General features: G+C 66.9%; 13 protein-coding genes. 2 read left to right on the top strand and 11 right to left on the bottom strand.

The genetic code is table 11. The features are described 5' to 3' along the window. Positions 1 to 84: 84 nt before the first annotated feature. Entirely contained in the window at positions 85 to 2409 is a 2325-nt protein-coding gene (locus tag ACLBKU_RS07645) for a TonB-dependent receptor domain-containing protein (protein ID WP_410178923.1), read from the top strand. Beyond that, positions 2409 to 4541, top strand: a complete 2133-nt coding sequence (locus tag ACLBKU_RS07640) for an Atxe2 family lasso peptide isopeptidase (protein WP_410178922.1) — start codon at positions 2409 to 2411, stop codon at positions 4539 to 4541. Before ACLBKU_RS07645 ends, ACLBKU_RS07640 begins: the two co-directional genes overlap by 1 nt. Here ACLBKU_RS07640 and ACLBKU_RS07635 read toward each other — a convergent pair. The 11 genes from ACLBKU_RS07635 to trbE form a co-directional block, all read right to left on the bottom strand. After that, positions 4538 to 6190: an asparagine synthase-related protein gene (locus ACLBKU_RS07635; protein WP_410178921.1), complete on the bottom strand. Its 1653-nt coding sequence runs from the start codon at positions 6188 to 6190 to the stop codon at positions 4538 to 4540. The genes ACLBKU_RS07640 and ACLBKU_RS07635 overlap by 4 nt on opposite strands. Positions 6191 to 6258: 68 nt before the next feature. Continuing rightward, complete coding sequence (locus ACLBKU_RS07630; protein ID WP_410178920.1) at positions 6259 to 6474, bottom strand: hypothetical protein; 216 nt, start codon at positions 6472 to 6474, stop codon at positions 6259 to 6261. Positions 6475 to 6522: 48 nt separating this feature from the next. Beyond that, a complete protein-coding gene (locus ACLBKU_RS07625) occupies positions 6523 to 6660 on the bottom strand; it encodes a hypothetical protein (RefSeq protein ID WP_410178919.1) in 138 nt (45 codons plus the stop codon). A 90-nt stretch (positions 6661 to 6750) separates the two neighbouring features. Continuing rightward, positions 6751 to 7017: a DUF2274 domain-containing protein gene (locus tag ACLBKU_RS07620; RefSeq protein ID WP_410178918.1), complete on the bottom strand. Its 267-nt coding sequence runs from the start codon at positions 7015 to 7017 to the stop codon at positions 6751 to 6753. Continuing rightward, positions 7014 to 8213 (bottom strand): TrbI/VirB10 family protein, encoded by a 1200-nt coding sequence (locus ACLBKU_RS07615; RefSeq protein WP_410178917.1) that lies wholly within the window; start codon positions 8211 to 8213, stop codon positions 7014 to 7016. The genes ACLBKU_RS07620 and ACLBKU_RS07615 overlap by 4 nt, the downstream gene beginning before the upstream one ends. Then, complete coding sequence (trbG, locus tag ACLBKU_RS07610) at positions 8198 to 9163, bottom strand: P-type conjugative transfer protein TrbG (RefSeq protein WP_410178916.1); 966 nt, start codon at positions 9161 to 9163, stop codon at positions 8198 to 8200. The genes ACLBKU_RS07615 and trbG overlap by 16 nt, the downstream gene beginning before the upstream one ends. Further along, entirely contained in the window at positions 9163 to 9843 is a 681-nt protein-coding gene (gene trbF, locus ACLBKU_RS07605) for a conjugal transfer protein TrbF (protein WP_410178915.1), read from the bottom strand. The genes trbG and trbF overlap by 1 nt, the downstream gene beginning before the upstream one ends. Before the next feature lie 7 nt (positions 9844 to 9850). Next, a complete protein-coding gene (gene trbL, locus ACLBKU_RS07600; protein ID WP_410178914.1) occupies positions 9851 to 11164 on the bottom strand; it encodes a P-type conjugative transfer protein TrbL in 1314 nt (437 codons plus the stop codon). Position 11165: 1 nt separating this feature from the next. Then, complete coding sequence (gene trbK-alt / locus ACLBKU_RS07595) at positions 11166 to 11498, bottom strand: putative entry exclusion protein TrbK-alt (protein WP_410178913.1); 333 nt, start codon at positions 11496 to 11498, stop codon at positions 11166 to 11168. 6 nt (positions 11499 to 11504) lie between these two features. Further along, positions 11505 to 12257, bottom strand: coding sequence for a P-type conjugative transfer protein TrbJ (trbJ, locus tag ACLBKU_RS07590; RefSeq protein ID WP_410178912.1), 753 nt, complete (start codon positions 12255 to 12257; stop codon positions 11505 to 11507). After that, on the bottom strand, positions 12254 to 14719 hold the full coding sequence (gene trbE / locus ACLBKU_RS07585; protein WP_410178911.1) for a conjugal transfer protein TrbE: 2466 nt from the start codon (positions 14717 to 14719) through the stop codon (positions 12254 to 12256). Before trbE ends, trbJ begins: the two co-directional genes overlap by 4 nt.

The following is a 14719-nucleotide window of genomic DNA, read 5'->3' as shown; positions in this document are numbered from 1 at the left end:
TGCGTCATCTCTCCTGCGGCAATGTCGGTCAACGCATGCCGGACAGTGAAAAGGGAGAAGATGATGTCGATGAGGAGCAGGACCATGAAGGTCCTTCAGGCCAGCGTTGCGGCTGCCGGGCTGGCGATGCCCGCCCTTGCCCAGGACCCCGATGCCGGGCGCGAACCGCAGGAGCCCGGCGCGAGGGAAGACACGGGCGAGGCTCCGATCGTGGTCACCGGCACGCGAATCCGCGGTGCACGCATCATCGGTGACACAACGAGGATCGACCGCGACACGATCATCGAGGCGGGGCAGGTCGACCTTGGTGAAGCGATCCGCACCCTCCCCCAGAACTTCTCGGGCGGCCAGAACCCCGGCGTCGGGTTCGGCGCCGGATTGACCAACAGCAATGTGAACTCCGCCTCGAGCGCCAATCTGCGCGGCCTCGGTGCGGACGCAACGCTCACGCTGCTCAACGGGCATCGGCTGCCCTATGATTCCGCCTTGCAGGGCGTCGACATCTCGGCCATCCCGCTGGCCGCCGTCGAGCGGATCGAGGTGGTGCCCGACGGGGCCTCGGCAATCTACGGATCGGATGCGGTCGGCGGGGTGGTCAATGTCATCCTGCGGCGCGACTTCGAGGGCGTCACAACCTCGGGCCAGCTCGGCGCCAGCACGGACGGAGGATACTTCCGGCAACAGGCCGATATCGTTGCCGGAACGAAGTGGGGCAGCGGCGGCGCGTTCCTTGCCTATGACTATGCGCATAATGACGCCGTCAGGGCGGACCAGCGCGATTATGCCGGGTCGCTCGATCCGGACACCCTTTTGTTCCCGTCACAGCGCCGCCATGCGCTGACCCTGTCGGGGCACCAGGAGCTGGCAGGCGGCGTGCAGGCCAGTCTCGACGCGCTCTATTCGTCCCGGGCATCGCAGATCGTGAGCGGCACGCCGGCGGCGCGGTTCATCTCCACGCCAAAGGTCGAAAGCTACACGCTCGCGCCCTCGATCGCCGTTGATCTTGGCGGCGGTTGGGAGGCGCAGGTCCTTGGCGTCTACGGCGTGGACCGGACCGACTACCGCACCGACTTCGTGCCCCAGCCCGGGAATGGCAACGTCACCACCGGCTGTTTCTGCAACAGGGTCGTCTCGATGGAGGCGGGCGCGGAAGGGCCGCTGTTCGCGCTCCCCGGCGGCAGCGCCCGGCTCGCCGTCGGGGCGGGTTTTCGCAACAACACCCTCGACTTCTCACGGGTGGTGAACGGCACGGTGTCGGCGGCCTTCGACCGCACGCGGCGCAGCCGCTTCGCCTATGGCGAGCTCTACCTGCCGGTCATCGCGCCGGACAATGCCATCAGGGGCGTTGCCGAACTGACCCTCTCGGCCGCCTTGCGCTACGAGGACTATACCGATCTCGACCGGCAGGCGACGCCGCGTATCGCGGCAATCTATGCACCGGTCGAAGGCCTGAGGTTGAGGGCAAGCTGGGCGCGCTCGTTCAAGGCACCGACCCTCTTCCAGCAGTTTACCCCCTACCAGGCCTTCCTCCTGCCGGCTGCGGCCTTCGGAACCGGGTCACCGGGCCAGACGATATTGTATGCGAGCGGCGGCAATCCCGATCTTGAATCCGAACGGGCGCGCAGCTGGACAGCCGGGTTCGAGCTCGAGCCGCGCGGGGTGCCCGGCCTTACCATGTCAGCAACCTGGTATGACATCCGCTACAGTGACAGGGTCCTGCAGCCGATACCAGGCTCGATCGCCGCTGCTTTCCGGGACCCCGGATACGCCAGCCTTGTCACCCGGAATCCGGGAGACCCATTTCTCAGCGATCTGATCGGCGGAGCGCAGCTCGGCCTCCAGAACTTCTCAGGTGCCCCCTACAGCCCAGCCGCAGTCCTCGCCTTCATCGACAATCGCAACATCAATGTCGCTGTCCAGAACATCGAGGGCATCGATGCCCGGGTTGCATGGAACCGGCGCATCGGGTCCGAACAAAGCTTCGGGTTCGAGCTCGCCGGCAGCTGGCTGGACTCCGCCCAGCAGCTGACGCCCGGGCTGCCCGAGGTACAGCTGTCAGGCACCGTGTTCAGTCCGCCGCGCTACCGGGCGCGGGCGACCGCGCGCGCCGAACTCGGGGCGTTCAGGGCCAACGCGGCGGTCAATTACACCGGGGCGCTGGCCGATCGCCGGTTCGCGACGGAAAGTCGCATCAAACCCCAGGCCACACTCGATCTCGGCCTGAGCTATGATGTGATCGCGGGCGACGGCGACGAGCCGGGACTGACAGTCTCGCTCACGGTCCAGAACCTGTTCGACCGCCAGCCCGATGTGATCAGGATCACCGGGCCGAACGACACGCCCTATGATTCCACCAACTTCTCGCCGATCGGCCGCTTCATTGCCGTGGGCATCAGGAGGCACTGGTAATGGGCCTCCTGATGGCGGCAGCCCTTGCGCATTCGATCGTTCCGGTGGCGGACATTCCTGTTCCGGAGGGGGACCCTTGTGCGCTGTTCGAACGGCGCACGGGCGTTTCGTCTGGCGCGGCCATCTCAGTCGATGACCTCGTTGAACTCGCGGACATCGGCCGTTCGGACCCCAACGAGACGGCCAGTCCCTTCGGCATCTCGCCTGATGGCCGTCAGATCGCGTTCCTCGTGCGGCGCGGCAATGCGCAGACCAACAGCTACTGCCAGAAACTGATGGTGATGCCGACAGATGGGACAGGTACCCCGACGGAAGTCGCACGGGACGCCATGTTCATCAGGGATGACTTCGCGCTGCGCACATTCGCGGCGATGCCTGCCGGATGGGCCAGGGTGATCGTTCCGCGCTGGTCGCCCGACGGCAAGTCGATCGCATGGCTGCGGCAGGCAGACGGGATCAGCCAGGTCTGGATGGCTGATCCAGGCGGATCAGCGAGGCCGCGGCAATTGACGGCCTCGGCCGACAATATCGACGACTTCGCCTGGACGCCGGATGGTCGGGGCATCATCATGGCCACCCGCCCCGGGCTCCGGCGCGCCGCCGAGGCGATCGCTGCCGGCGCGCGCCGCGGATATCTCTATGACGAGGCGGTCTCGCCCCAGTTCGGCGTCCGGCCGATCCCGACGGGGACGATGGCAAGGTCCTACACCAGGGCAGACGTCGTTTCCGGGCAGGTGAGTGACGCTGGTCAGGACGAGATTGCCCTGCTGTCCCCTCCGCCGCCTGCGGATGCGCCGGAGGGAGCACGGCTGTTCACCCCGGGGCCCGCAGGCGTTTCTGCATGGCTCGAGCGGAAAGACCCTCAGAGGTTTATCTCGCCCTCGCGCCTGGTCCTGCGCCGCGATGGAAAGGAGGTGCGCTGCGACAGCGCGCAGTGCGAGGGCATCCTGCGCCTGTGGTGGTCAGAGCCGGAACGGGCCTTCATCGCCGTGCGCAAGGGTGGATGGGGCATGTCGGCAATGGGCATCCTGCGCTGGGATCCGGATGAGTCTGCCCCGCACGAGATCATGGCGAGCGATGACATGCTGATCGGCTGCAGCCCCGTCGGTGCCGAACTCATTTGCGCCCGCGAGGGTGCCGTCACGCCGCGGCGGCTCGTCGCGCTCGATCTGCGCAGCGGAGCGGAGCGCCTCATTCATGATCCCAACCCCGGTTTCGCGCGCCGGGCCAAGGGCGAGGTGCAGCGCTTTCGCTTCCGCAACGCCTACGGGGTCGAGAGCTACGCCGATCTGGTGCTACCACCCGACCACAGGGCCGGCGAGAAGCATCCGCTGGTGGTAGTCCAGTATATCAGCCACGGCCTGCTGCGCGGCGGTTCGGGTGACGAGGTGCCGATCCTGCCCCTCGCCGCGCGAGGCTTCGCTGTGTTGAGTTTCGCCAAGCCTGATCTTGTTCCAGAGGTTGCGTCGGCGAGGGACTCAACCGAACTGCTCAGGGCGAACCGTGTCGACTGGCTCGATCGGCGCAATGTCCAGTCCTCGCTGGAGATCGCGGTCAGCCTCGCTCTCGGGACCGGAACGGTTGACCGGGAACGTATGGGGATCACCGGCTGGAGCGACGGCGTATCCTCAACGCAGTTCGCCCTAATCAATTCGGAACTCTTCAAGGTCGCGGCCCTCGGTTCGTGCTGCGAGGACCTGTACAGCTATGTGCTCGAGGCTGGCCCCGCCTACAGTGCATTCACCCGCAGCATCGGCTACAAATTCCTTGAGCCCGGAGATGAGGAATTCTGGCGGCCCATGTCGCTGATCCTGAACGTGGACCGCGTATCAACTCCGATCCTGATCCAGAACGCCGACACCGAATATGAAGGCGGGCTCGATGTGGTCGAGGTGTTCCGGCGGAACAACAGGGCCATCGAGCTCCACGTCTTCGAGAACGAGACCCACTACAAGTGGCAGCCGGCGCATCGGCGCACGGTTTACGGGCGCAACGTCCGCTGGCTCGAATTCTGGCTGATGCACCGCAAGACCTGCGATGGTGATGCGGCGACGCAGGCGGAGCTCGCGAGATGGCAGGCGATGCCCGGCGCTCCGTCGCCGGAAGGCCTCGTCTGCGCGCCGCCGCCCTAGCCTTTCCATTCGCGCGCCCAGTTCTCCGCCTCGACGAGATCGAGGAGCCTGTAGACCACAGGGTCATCCCGGTTGCGGTCCGTATGCAGCGCGCTGTCAATGGCAGCCATGTCGATGAGGCCTGCCTCGTCGAGAAAGCCGCCTGCCAGACGCTCGCGAAAGATCTTCCGGTTGCGGTCGAAAATCGCTCTCAGGAAGCTGTCGGGCCCGGCCTTGGATGTCCTGCGATGGAGCACCGGCGGCAGCTCGCCGGCAAAGGCCATACGGGCGAGCGCACGATTGATGCCGCCATGACACCAGAGCCAGGTCGGAAGGGAAAGGCAGAGCTCGAGCAGCGGCTGGCTCATCAGGGGTGAGAAGCGCCCGGCGGGGTCTGACGGCCCGTGACAATGGAGCTGGGCGCGCATGATCAGGGCGAGATGATCCTGTTTGCCGCCATGCGCTGCCGCCACCTCGCGATCCCAGGGCGTGACTGGCGACAGGGCTGCGAAGCGGCGCGCACGACCTTCGGTCAGGCGCGCATCCCCGGGCCAGGCAGGAAACCCGGGCTGCCGGACCAGGCGGCGCAGGGTGGAGCGCGCCATGCTGCCGAGATCGGATCCTGTGACGCCGCACATGTCCAGCAGGGTCCTCGGCCATGGCGAGAACAGGCCCTCGGACCTGAGGCGATCGACCACAGGCGCAGCCGAATGCAGGTAGCAGAACAGGTTGTCGCCGCCGTTGCCGTCCCAGACAGTGGCGGCGCCGTGGCGCCTGCGCGCCCCCGCGAGCATGGCGTCGACACTTGTCAGGAAGGATTTGCGCGACGGGCGCGGCAGTCCTGCCGAGGCGCAGCGGAAGGGATCGAAATCCTCCGGCGCATAGATCACCTCATGAAGCCGCACGCCAAGGTGACCAGCAAGCTGCCGGGCTGCAGCCCGTTCATCACCGCCCGGATCCCGCGTGGCGAGCGTGGCGCAGGAAAAGGGCAATCCTGCTGCGGCCTGCGCGCCGCAGATGAGCGAGGAGTCGACGCCGCCCGACACCGCCACGATCGGAGGTCCGAGGGTCCGGTGCCATGTCGACAGGACCGACAATGCCTGATGACGCAGCATTTCCACAGCCTCCCCGACGCCCGGCGGTGTCCCGCCCGGCAGGAAGTCGCCAGCGTGCCAGAGCGTGCGCTCCGACGTCGCGCCGTCCTGCAGTGTTGTGAGATTTCCGGGACGCAGTTCATGCACACCCTCAAGGCAGGTGGTCGTGGTGCGCAGTTCGGGCCGGGCGAGGAACTCGCCCAGCGCCGCCCGGTCGATCGTCGGCCGCGAACCGTCGGCTGCGAACAGCAGGCGCGCATGCGTTGCAACCAGAAGATGCGTCGTGGTGACGCGATAAAGGACGGGCAGCAGACCCGAGGGGTCAGCCAGAAGCCGGATCGCCTCGCCATCCACGAGGACGGCGAGCCAGGTCCCCCAGCACCGGGAAGCGAGTTCATCGGCGACGGTCCCGGGGTCCAGCGGCCGCCCTGACTGTTCGCCGGAGACGGGTGACGCCCCATCGCGCCCGAAAACATGGCCGAGCACCAGTCCGCTGCTTCCGGACCGCGGCACCGGGGTCGCGCCATCGGCCCAGTATCGGGCTTCCTGCGCGCAGGCCGAGAGCGGATCGGGCACGGCCTCTGGTACTCGCCGCTGCACGCCTCTGGCGCACAGCGGTATCGCGATGGCAAACTGCACGGGCATTACAGGACCAGCAGCGGCGCGAAGCGTTGCACCTCGTCCCAGGTGTCATTGAGGACGACCGGACCAGACTGTGCCCAGCAGTGGGCACCGGCGAGAACAGCTGCATTCCGTTCGTCGGGTAAGCGGAAGTATCTGTCCCCGGAAATATCGAGGAAGATCACCTCGCCCTCCAGGTCGCGCCAGGCATGGGTCGCCTTGTCGGGCAGATCGCGCATGGAACGAACGAGGTGCGCACACCCTGAGGGAGTGCGCACCTCCCGGGCTCACTCGCCGGCCGAGCCGGGAATGTAGCGCGACGGACCCGTGCTCAGATCGACGTCGAAGACCGCGTTGCCGCGGGTTTCGACCGACGCCTTGCCGAGTTCGACCGGACGCTCGTTCCGGGTGCTGGGATCACACATTGCCTTGCTCCTCCTTGCTTGATCGCGACTCCGTATGTCGCGATGACAAGGATGTGTCCGGGCGATGGATCATGCTATTTTATAATGATTTTATATTGGCGGGTCACCTGGCGCCGAGGGCCGCAAGGCCGGATCACCCGCCCTGTTGCGCCGCTGCCTTGCGAACTCGCGGTCTGACGCGATGAAGCGATCGATGATCGGCGCGATGAGCGCCGAGGGTTGTGGTGCGCCTTCGCTGACCCCGCCATTGAGCGCGATGGCATAGTCGGCGAGACGCCGATGCAGCCGCGCCGGGAGTTCGATGGTCAGCCTGACGGGTGTCTCGCCATTGATGTCGGACAGCTTGAGACGGGTCATTCAGGATTTCCGAAATCGACGTCGCGGGTCACCATGACCCGGACCGGAAAGCCGGGGCGGATCGTCAGGGTCGGGCGGAGATTGAGCTCGCGGGACACGATTTGCTCTCCGGCCCGGTTGATGCTGTCCTGACTGCCGCGCCGCAGTGCGCGGGCGAGATTGTCGTCATTTCCGGCTCCCAGCTCGCCACCGATGCCGAGCAGGGTCGACACGAAAGCTGCCCTGAGCACGCCGCCCCAGCGATGGTCGACACGGTCCTCGAGGCCGGCATAGCCGGAGGCATCGGCAGCTGGCTGGCGATCGAGCGCGATCGAACGACCGTCGGGGAGGACCAGGCGGCTCCAGGCCAGAAAGACACGCCGCTGGCCGAAGCCGATATCGGACCCGTAATTCCCGATGAGGCGCGCGCCTTGCGGCACCAGCAGGCGCCGGCCTGTACGACTGTCGTAGACGTTCTGTGTCACCTGCGCTGTGACCAGCCCCGGCTGGTCGGAGCGGATTCCGGTAATCAGCGCGGCCGGGATGACGGATCCTGCGAGCAGCATGTCATCGCCAGCGGCGGCGCTGAGCCGTTCAGCCGGACGCGTCTGCAGTCCGCTGCCGGATGCGGCACGTCGCGGAGTTGGCGCTGCAGCATCTCCCGGCCCGGACGAGGCCGGTTCAGCCGGTCCGGAAACCGGTCCCGTGCCGGAGCGGCTGCCGCTGCCCATAAAGAGCGCGCTGACCCGCACCGCCTCACGCTCCTGCTCGCGGCGCAGGCGCGCCTGCTCGCGGGGGTCGGGGCCGCCTGCCGGCCGGGCAGGTTCTCCCACCGGTGGCAGTGCGGCAACGGCGCCGCGGTCCTGCGCATCAAGGATCGGCTTGCCGAGGTCTCCGGGCAGCGGGGGACCGAGCCTGGAGACCTCGCTGTAATCGTCCGGCGCCGCAGCAAGCCCATCGGCCACCGCAATCCCGGTCGTGTTATGGACTTCCGGCGCGGTGTCTGCGGGACGCGGACGAAGCGCAAGGATCAGCGCTCCGCCAACCAGCGCCAGCACTCCTGCACTCCCTATCCCGATTGCCTTGCGTGACAGTCGTACCACCCGGGGACGCTCGCCATGCAGCCTCACCACCGCTTCAGGGTCTTCATGCTGATGCGGCTCCTGTGCCCCGGTCTGGGGGCGCTCCTCGTCCGGTGCGATCACGATCCGCTCCATGCCCGGTTGACGAGCCGCACGCGCTGCTGGCGGCGCCCGGCGCCAAGGCGCAGCTCGGCCCTCTGGAAGAGCCGGTCGACGATGAGGTAGCGGCCCGACGCGCGGTAGTTGGCGAGTTCGGCTGCGCCGTCCTCACCGATGATGAAGAACGGTGGCATCTCGGTCCGGGCGATGGCGAGCGGAAACTCGATCAGCGTCCGCCTCCCGTCGTCGAAGATTCGCACCGGCCGCCAGTCCGGCCGGTCTCCCTCGATCCGGTAATCGAAGTTGAGCTGCTCCAAGGCGAGGCCATCTGCAACCGGTTCCGCATGCGCGGCAACTTCCGCGGCCTGGCGCAGCGCGATGAGCTCGTCAGCCGGATAGGTCCAGCTCACCGAGGCCATCCATGTGCGGGGCGTTGCACGCAGTTCTAGATGATAGGTGCGCCGATCGGTGTTGATGACGAGATTGGTGGATATGTCGGGCCGGATCGGCTTCACGAGGATATGTACCCGCGCTTCTGCGCCCGTGCCGCTCAGGGTGTCGCCGATCATCCAGCGGACCGTGTCGCCTGCAGCGACAGGACCGGGGCCAACCAGCCTTTCGCCCTCCTGCAACGCGATGTCGGTGACCTGGCCGGGCGCGGCATAGACTTGGTAGAGCGCCCCTTCACGCCAGGGATAACGCTGAATGGCATTCTCAAAACCCGTGACCTCGGGCTCGACCCGCGCTGCCCGGTTCGCCGCTCCCACATGACTCCGGGGATCGGGGGCATGGCCGGAGTCAGGGGAGCGGCGCGCGGCGGTAGGGGCGGTCCGCCGCGAAGGAGAAGCGGTGAGTTCGGGCACCCGGGCCGCCGGCGCTGGAATTGTCGGTGTGATCGGAAGTGCGCTGGCGGGCGGTGCGACAAGCAGTGAGACGCCGCCCAGCATCAAGGCAACAGCGCGTGGGGTTAGGTTCGAGAGGGGCATCAGCCGAGTTCCTTTGACCAGTTTATCGAGGTGACAAGAATGCCCAGCGGGTTCTTTGAGAGGGCATCGGCGGTGCGGGGCGGCTGCACCGCGATACCAAGTATCGCTGTCCAGCGGCTGGTCCCGGCCAGCGCGCCGTCGCGGTAGCGGCGCTCCGTCCACGCCACCCTGAAGCTTTGCGGCGAGGCGCGGATCACGCTGGTGACATCGACTGCCACCTGCTCGCGGCCGACCATCGCGAAGGGGTCATTGCTGCGCGCATAGTCATTGAGCGCCAGCGCACCGCGGTCGCTCACGAAATCATAGGCGCGCAGCCAGTTGGTGCGCACCACAACCGGATCGTCGGGCAGCGCGCGGACATGTTCGATGAAGTGCGCCAGGTGGAAAGCGATCTGCGAATCGCTCGGGTTGAAGCCCGCTTCGGCCGGCGCAACGGAGCGCGCCTCGCCGAGCTTGTCGACCTCGACCACCCACGGGACAATCGTGCCGCGGGCGTTCTGCCAGATGAGTGCCGCTGCCAGCACGCCAGAAAGCCCCAGCGCACCGAAGAACGCATAGCGCCAGCTACGGGCCTGGACCCGCGCTGAACCGATGCGCTCGTCCCAGACCTGGCTGGCGCGCTGGTAGGGGGTCTTGGGCCCGGGAGTCTTGCCGTATCGGATCGAGGGTCGTCGGAACATGGGCACTCTAATCCTTCTCTCGCGTGTCGATCGATGCGCCTGCGCCGGACCCGTCGCCGCTGCGCATCGTATGCGCCGCGAGTGAAGCGGCCTGGCCGAGGCTCTGACGCTGCCTCATGGATTGTGCCCATCGGGGCATTTCCCCGGCGGCTGGCTCTTCCGGTGCGGTTGCGCCGGGTGCCGGCGTGATGTGGCCGCCCATGTGGCCCACCGCGCTCCGTGCACCGTCGCGGAAGTTTGACTGCGCGCTTTCAGCTGCATTGCGTAGTGGCGATGCGGCGACACCGGCTGCCGCCTGGCCGACACCCGCCATGCCGCCTGCAACGGCCGCGCCGCCAGATTTTCCGGCCGAGCCCATGGCATAGGCCATGGTCGCGCCGCCCGCTGCGCGCGAAGTACCTGCAGCGACCGAGGATGCGGCACTTGCTACAGCGCCTCCGGCGAGCTTTGCACCTGCGATACCGCTTGCGGCTGCACCGCCGGCCAGCAGGGCCGTGCCTGCTGCCGCGCCTGCGCCTAACTGCGGACCGCCGGCAACGATGCCGTTGGCAATACCGGGACCGAAGATGCCAAGCCCAAGCAGGGTGAGGCTGGCGAGCATGATCGCGAGGGCATCCTCGATCGTCGGCTCGCCGGGAATGGCGTTCCGGAACTCGGCGAACAGCGTCGAGCCGATGCCGATGATGACGGCGAGCACGAGCACCTTGATGCCGGAGGAGACGACATTGCCGAGCACGCGCTCGGCAAGGAAGGCGGTCTTGCCGAACAGACCGAAGGGGATCAGCACGAAGCCTGCGAGCGTCGTCAGCTTGAACTCGATGAGGGTAACGAAGAGCTGGATCGACAGGATGAAGAAGGCGATCACCACTACCGCCCATGCGAGCAGCAGGATCACGATCTGCAGGAAGTTCTCGAAGAAGCCGACATAACCGACAAGATCGGCGATTGCTTCGAGCAGCGGCGAGGCGGCATCGATCCCGACCTGCGCGACCCGGCCGGGACTCAGCAGGTCAGCTGCCCCCAGACCCGCCCCGCTCACCTTGAGGCCGAGACCGGCGAAGCTCTCGAAGACGATGTTGGCGAGCGCACCCCAGTTGCCGATGATGTATGCGAAGATGCCGACGAACAGCGTTTTCTTGACGAGCCGCGCGATGATGTCCTCGTTTGTGCCCCAGCTCCAGAGCAGGGCTGCAAGCGTGACATCGATGACGATCAGCGTGGTCGCAATGAAGGCGACCTCGCCCGAGAGCAGGCCGAAGCCGCTGTCGATGTATCGCGAGAAGACCGCGAGGAAGCGATCGACGACACCGGTCCCGCCCATCTCAGTCGCTCCCGCTTGCGGTGGAACCGGGGAGAGGCATGTCGGGCGTGGGCTCCGTCCCCGTCCGATCAGGGGCGGGTAACGGCGCGGCTCCGAAGAAGCGGCGGCGCTTTTCCGTCCATGCGGCGCGGCAGACGGGTGAGGACAGTGCCTGCTCGCCCATTGCGCTGCAGGCGCGCAACTGCATCGCGAGCGCATCTGCCCCTGCTCCCCTGCCAGCGAGCGGCAGTACCGGGGCCGAGACCGGTTCCTCCCGCAGCTGGACGAGCGTCATGGCAATCGCGAGGCCGACGAAGGCAGCAGCGCCGACCTGCGCGAGGCGTTTGCCTTCCATGGCGGCTCAGTTCCCGCCCGGGCGGGACTGGCCCTGTACATTACGGGGGCGGCCGGCAAGGAACCGGCGCAGCTGCTCACGCGCCTGCGCCTTCGCGGCGGCGCGCTCGGCTGCATCGAGCGCCTGTGCGCGATTGGCCGCTGCCAGCGTGGCGGTGAGATCAGCAAGCTGGCGGGCCTGCAGGGCGAGAAGCTGGTTGCCGGCCTGCGCCGCCTGCAGCGCTCCGGTTGCGGACTGGCTGGCGCTGAGCACTTTGCCGATCGCGTTGCGGGAGCCTTCAATATTCGCGACCGCGCCGGCCTGGACCTTGAGGGCATCCTCGAACGCGGCAACGCTGTTTTGCCAGCGTGCCTCGGCGCCATCCACCATCGCCTGCTGCGATGCGCCGAGCGTCGTCCCGCGATACTGGCGCTCGAAGACGGTCTCGACCGCCCGGACGTCATACGCAATACGCCGGGCCTGCTGCAGCAGTTGCTGCGTCTGGCGGATCTGGTCCTGCAGGGGCTGGGCGATGGTCAGCGGCAGGCTCTCGAGGTTCCTCGCCTCGTTGATGAGCGAGTGCGCTTGGTTCTGCAGCATGCGGATCTGGTTGTTGATCTGCTCGAGCGTGCGTGCCGCGGTCAGCACGTTCTGCGCATAGTTGGACGGGTCATAGACAATGCCGCCGAACTGCGCCTGCGCAGGCACGGAAGCGACGGTGCCGGCACAGGCGAGGACAAGCGCGCTTGCGGCCGCAAGATCGCGTTTCAGTATGGTCATGAGGGGTCTCCTTGCTGAAGGGTGATGGGGGAATGCGCCGGTGCCATTGCGGCGGGCAGCAGGTGAGCGGCCCAGCCATGGCCGCGATGGGCGAGCCAGGCGGCGGCAAAGCCGTCACGACCGGCCTCGGCAAGAATGCGGGCGATGGCGTGTTGGTCGTGTTTCGATGAGGCGGCGGTAAAGGCCAGCGCGACCTCGCCGAGCCCCAGGTCGAAGAGGCGATTGCCGCGGGCTGACTGGCAATAGTACTCGCGCTTGGGGGCTGCCCGGCTGACGATCTCAATCTGGCGATCATTGAGGCCGAAGCGCCGATAGATTGCGAGGATCTGCGGTTCGCGGGCGCGCTCGTTGGGCAGGAACACCCGGGTCGGACAGCTCTCGATGATGGCAGGCGCAATCGCCGAGCCCTCGATATCGGCAAGGCTCTGGGTCGCGAAGACTACACTGGCATTCTTCTTGCGCAACGTCTTGAGCCACTCGCGGAGCTGCGCGGCAAAGCCCGGGCTGTCGAGCACCAGCCAGCCCTCATCGATGATGATCAGGGTAGGTGCGCCGTCGAGCTGTGCCTCGATACGGTGGAACAGATAGGCCAGCACCGCCGGTGCCGCCGCCGATCCTGTCAGCCCCTCGGTCTCGAATGCTTGGAAATCCGCCGAACCGAGCCGCTCGCTTTCGGCATCGAGCAGGCGTCCGTAGGGGCCGCCGAGGCAGTAGGGCGCGAGCGCTTGCTTGAGCGTGTGGGATTGCAGGAGCACGGCGAGTCCAGTCAGGGTGCGCTCGCCTGTCGGCGCGCTCGCGAGCGAGCCAAGCGCGGTCCAGAGGTGCTCCTTGGTCGCCGGGTCAAGCGTGACGCCTTCCGAGGCAAGAATGGCCTGCAGCCATCCCGATGCCCAGGCCCGTGTGGCCGGATCGTCGATCCCAGCCAGGGGTTGCAGGAGCACGCCGTCATCATTGTCGCCGGCCAGACTGGTGCCGAGGTCCTGCCAGTCGCCGCCGCAGGCCAGCGCGGCGGCGCGGATCGAGCCCCCGAAATCGAAGGCGAAAATTCGCGCGCCGGGATAGCGCCGGAACTGCAGCGCCGTGAAAGCAAGCAGCACTGATTTGCCCGCGCCTGTGGGCCCGACGACGAGCGTGTGCCCGACATCACCAACATGCAGCGCAAAGCGGAACGGGGTGGTGCCTTCAGTCCTGGCGTAGAACAGCGGCGGCGCATCCCAGTGCGGGTCGCGCTCTGGCCCCGCCCAGACCGCCGAGATCGGCAGCATGTGCGCCAGATTGAGGGTCGATACCGGAGGCTGGCGGACATTGGCGTAGAGATGGCCCGGAAGCGAGCCTAGCCAGGCCTCGAGCGCGTTCATGCCCTCGGCAATGCAGGTGAAATCGCGGCCCTGGATGATCTTTTCGGCCTGACGCAGCTTCTCAGCGGCAAGGCCTGCGTCCTCGTCCCACACCGTCACGGTGGCCGTCACCAGCGCCATGCCGATATGGTCTGCGCCAAGCTCCTGCAGCGCGAGATCCGCATCGCCTGCCTTGTTCGCAGCATCGCTGTCGACGAGCACCGAGGCCTCGTTGGTCATTACCTCCCTGAGGATCGCGGCGACCGACTTGCGCTTGGCGAACCACTGGCGACGGATCCTGCCCAGCAGCCTCGTCGCATCGGTCTTGTCGAGCATGATCGCCCGGGTCGACCAGCGATAGGCAAAGCCCAGCGTGTTCAGTTCGTCGAGAAGTCCGGGGAAGGTCGAGCTCGGGAAACCGATCACGCTGAGTGTCCTGAGATGCGCCTTGCCAAGGCGCGGCTCGAGCCCGCCGGTGAGCGGCTCGTCGGCAAGCAGGGCGTCGAGATGCATCGGAGTTTCGGGGGCCCGCACTTTCTGGACCCGGCTCGAGATGCAGCTGTGGAGATATGTCAGGGTCTCGCCATCATCGAGCCATTCGATCTCGGAAAAAAAGCCTTCGAACAGGCGCAGGAGACGGTCGGTCCGGTCGATGAAGCCGGCAAGCTGTTCGCGTGCGTCGACGCCCCTCACCTGTCGGCCTTCATAGAGCCAGGTCTCGGCGCGCGCGGCATCCTCGGCCGGAGGCATCCAGACGAGCGTGAAGAAATAGCGGCTCTCGAAATGTGCGCCTTCCTGCGCAAACTGTGCGGCGCGTTCCTGTTCGACCAGTGCGGAGGCCGGATCCGGAAATGCGCATGCCGGATAATCCTGTGCGGGTCGCCGCACGGCCTCGACGAAGATCGCCCAGCCTGACCCCAGACGGCGCATGGCGCTGTTGAGCCGCGCGGTCACGCCGACCAGTTCGGCCGGCGTGGCGCTGTCGAGATCAGGCCCGCGGAAGCGCGCCGTGCGCTGGAAGCTGCCGTCCTTGTTGAGGACCACGCCGGGCGCGACCAGCGCCGCCCAGGGCAGGAAGTCTGCGAGGCGATCGGCTTTCCGGCGATATTCATGCAGGCTGAACAT

Origin of the sequence: Erythrobacter sp. NE805 (assembly GCF_046452355.1) — a bacterium.
Taxonomy (GTDB): Bacteria; Pseudomonadota; Alphaproteobacteria; order Sphingomonadales; family Sphingomonadaceae; genus Erythrobacter.
Note: the sequence above shows the minus strand (reverse complement) of the source record. Positions and strands in the feature narration are given on the sequence as shown.

Excerpts from the sequence above, each read along its gene's own strand:
- ACLBKU_RS07645 (WP_410178923.1), top strand. The coding sequence starts at position 85 with ATGAAGGTCCTTCAGGCCAGCGTTGCGGCTGCCGGGCTGGCGATGCCC.
- ACLBKU_RS07640 (WP_410178922.1), top strand. The coding sequence starts at position 2,409 with ATGGGCCTCCTGATGGCGGCAGCCCTTGCGCATTCGATCGTTCCGGTG.
- ACLBKU_RS07630 (WP_410178920.1), bottom strand. The coding sequence starts at position 6,474 with ATGCGCGATCTGCCCGACAAGGCGACCCATGCCTGGCGCGACCTGGAG.
- ACLBKU_RS07625 (WP_410178919.1), bottom strand. The coding sequence starts at position 6,660 with ATGTGTGATCCCAGCACCCGGAACGAGCGTCCGGTCGAACTCGGCAAG.
- ACLBKU_RS07620 (WP_410178918.1), bottom strand. The coding sequence starts at position 7,017 with ATGACCCGTCTCAAGCTGTCCGACATCAATGGCGAGACACCCGTCAGG.
- ACLBKU_RS07615 (WP_410178917.1), bottom strand. The coding sequence starts at position 8,213 with ATGGAGCGGATCGTGATCGCACCGGACGAGGAGCGCCCCCAGACCGGG.
- trbG (WP_410178916.1), bottom strand. The coding sequence starts at position 9,163 with ATGCCCCTCTCGAACCTAACCCCACGCGCTGTTGCCTTGATGCTGGGC.
- trbF (WP_410178915.1), bottom strand. The coding sequence starts at position 9,843 with ATGTTCCGACGACCCTCGATCCGATACGGCAAGACTCCCGGGCCCAAG.
- trbL (WP_410178914.1), bottom strand. The coding sequence starts at position 11,164 with ATGGGCGGGACCGGTGTCGTCGATCGCTTCCTCGCGGTCTTCTCGCGA.
- trbK-alt (WP_410178913.1), bottom strand. The coding sequence starts at position 11,498 with ATGGAAGGCAAACGCCTCGCGCAGGTCGGCGCTGCTGCCTTCGTCGGC.
- trbJ (WP_410178912.1), bottom strand. The coding sequence starts at position 12,257 with ATGACCATACTGAAACGCGATCTTGCGGCCGCAAGCGCGCTTGTCCTC.
- trbE (WP_410178911.1), bottom strand. The coding sequence starts at position 14,719 with ATGTTCAGCCTGCATGAATATCGCCGGAAAGCCGATCGCCTCGCAGAC.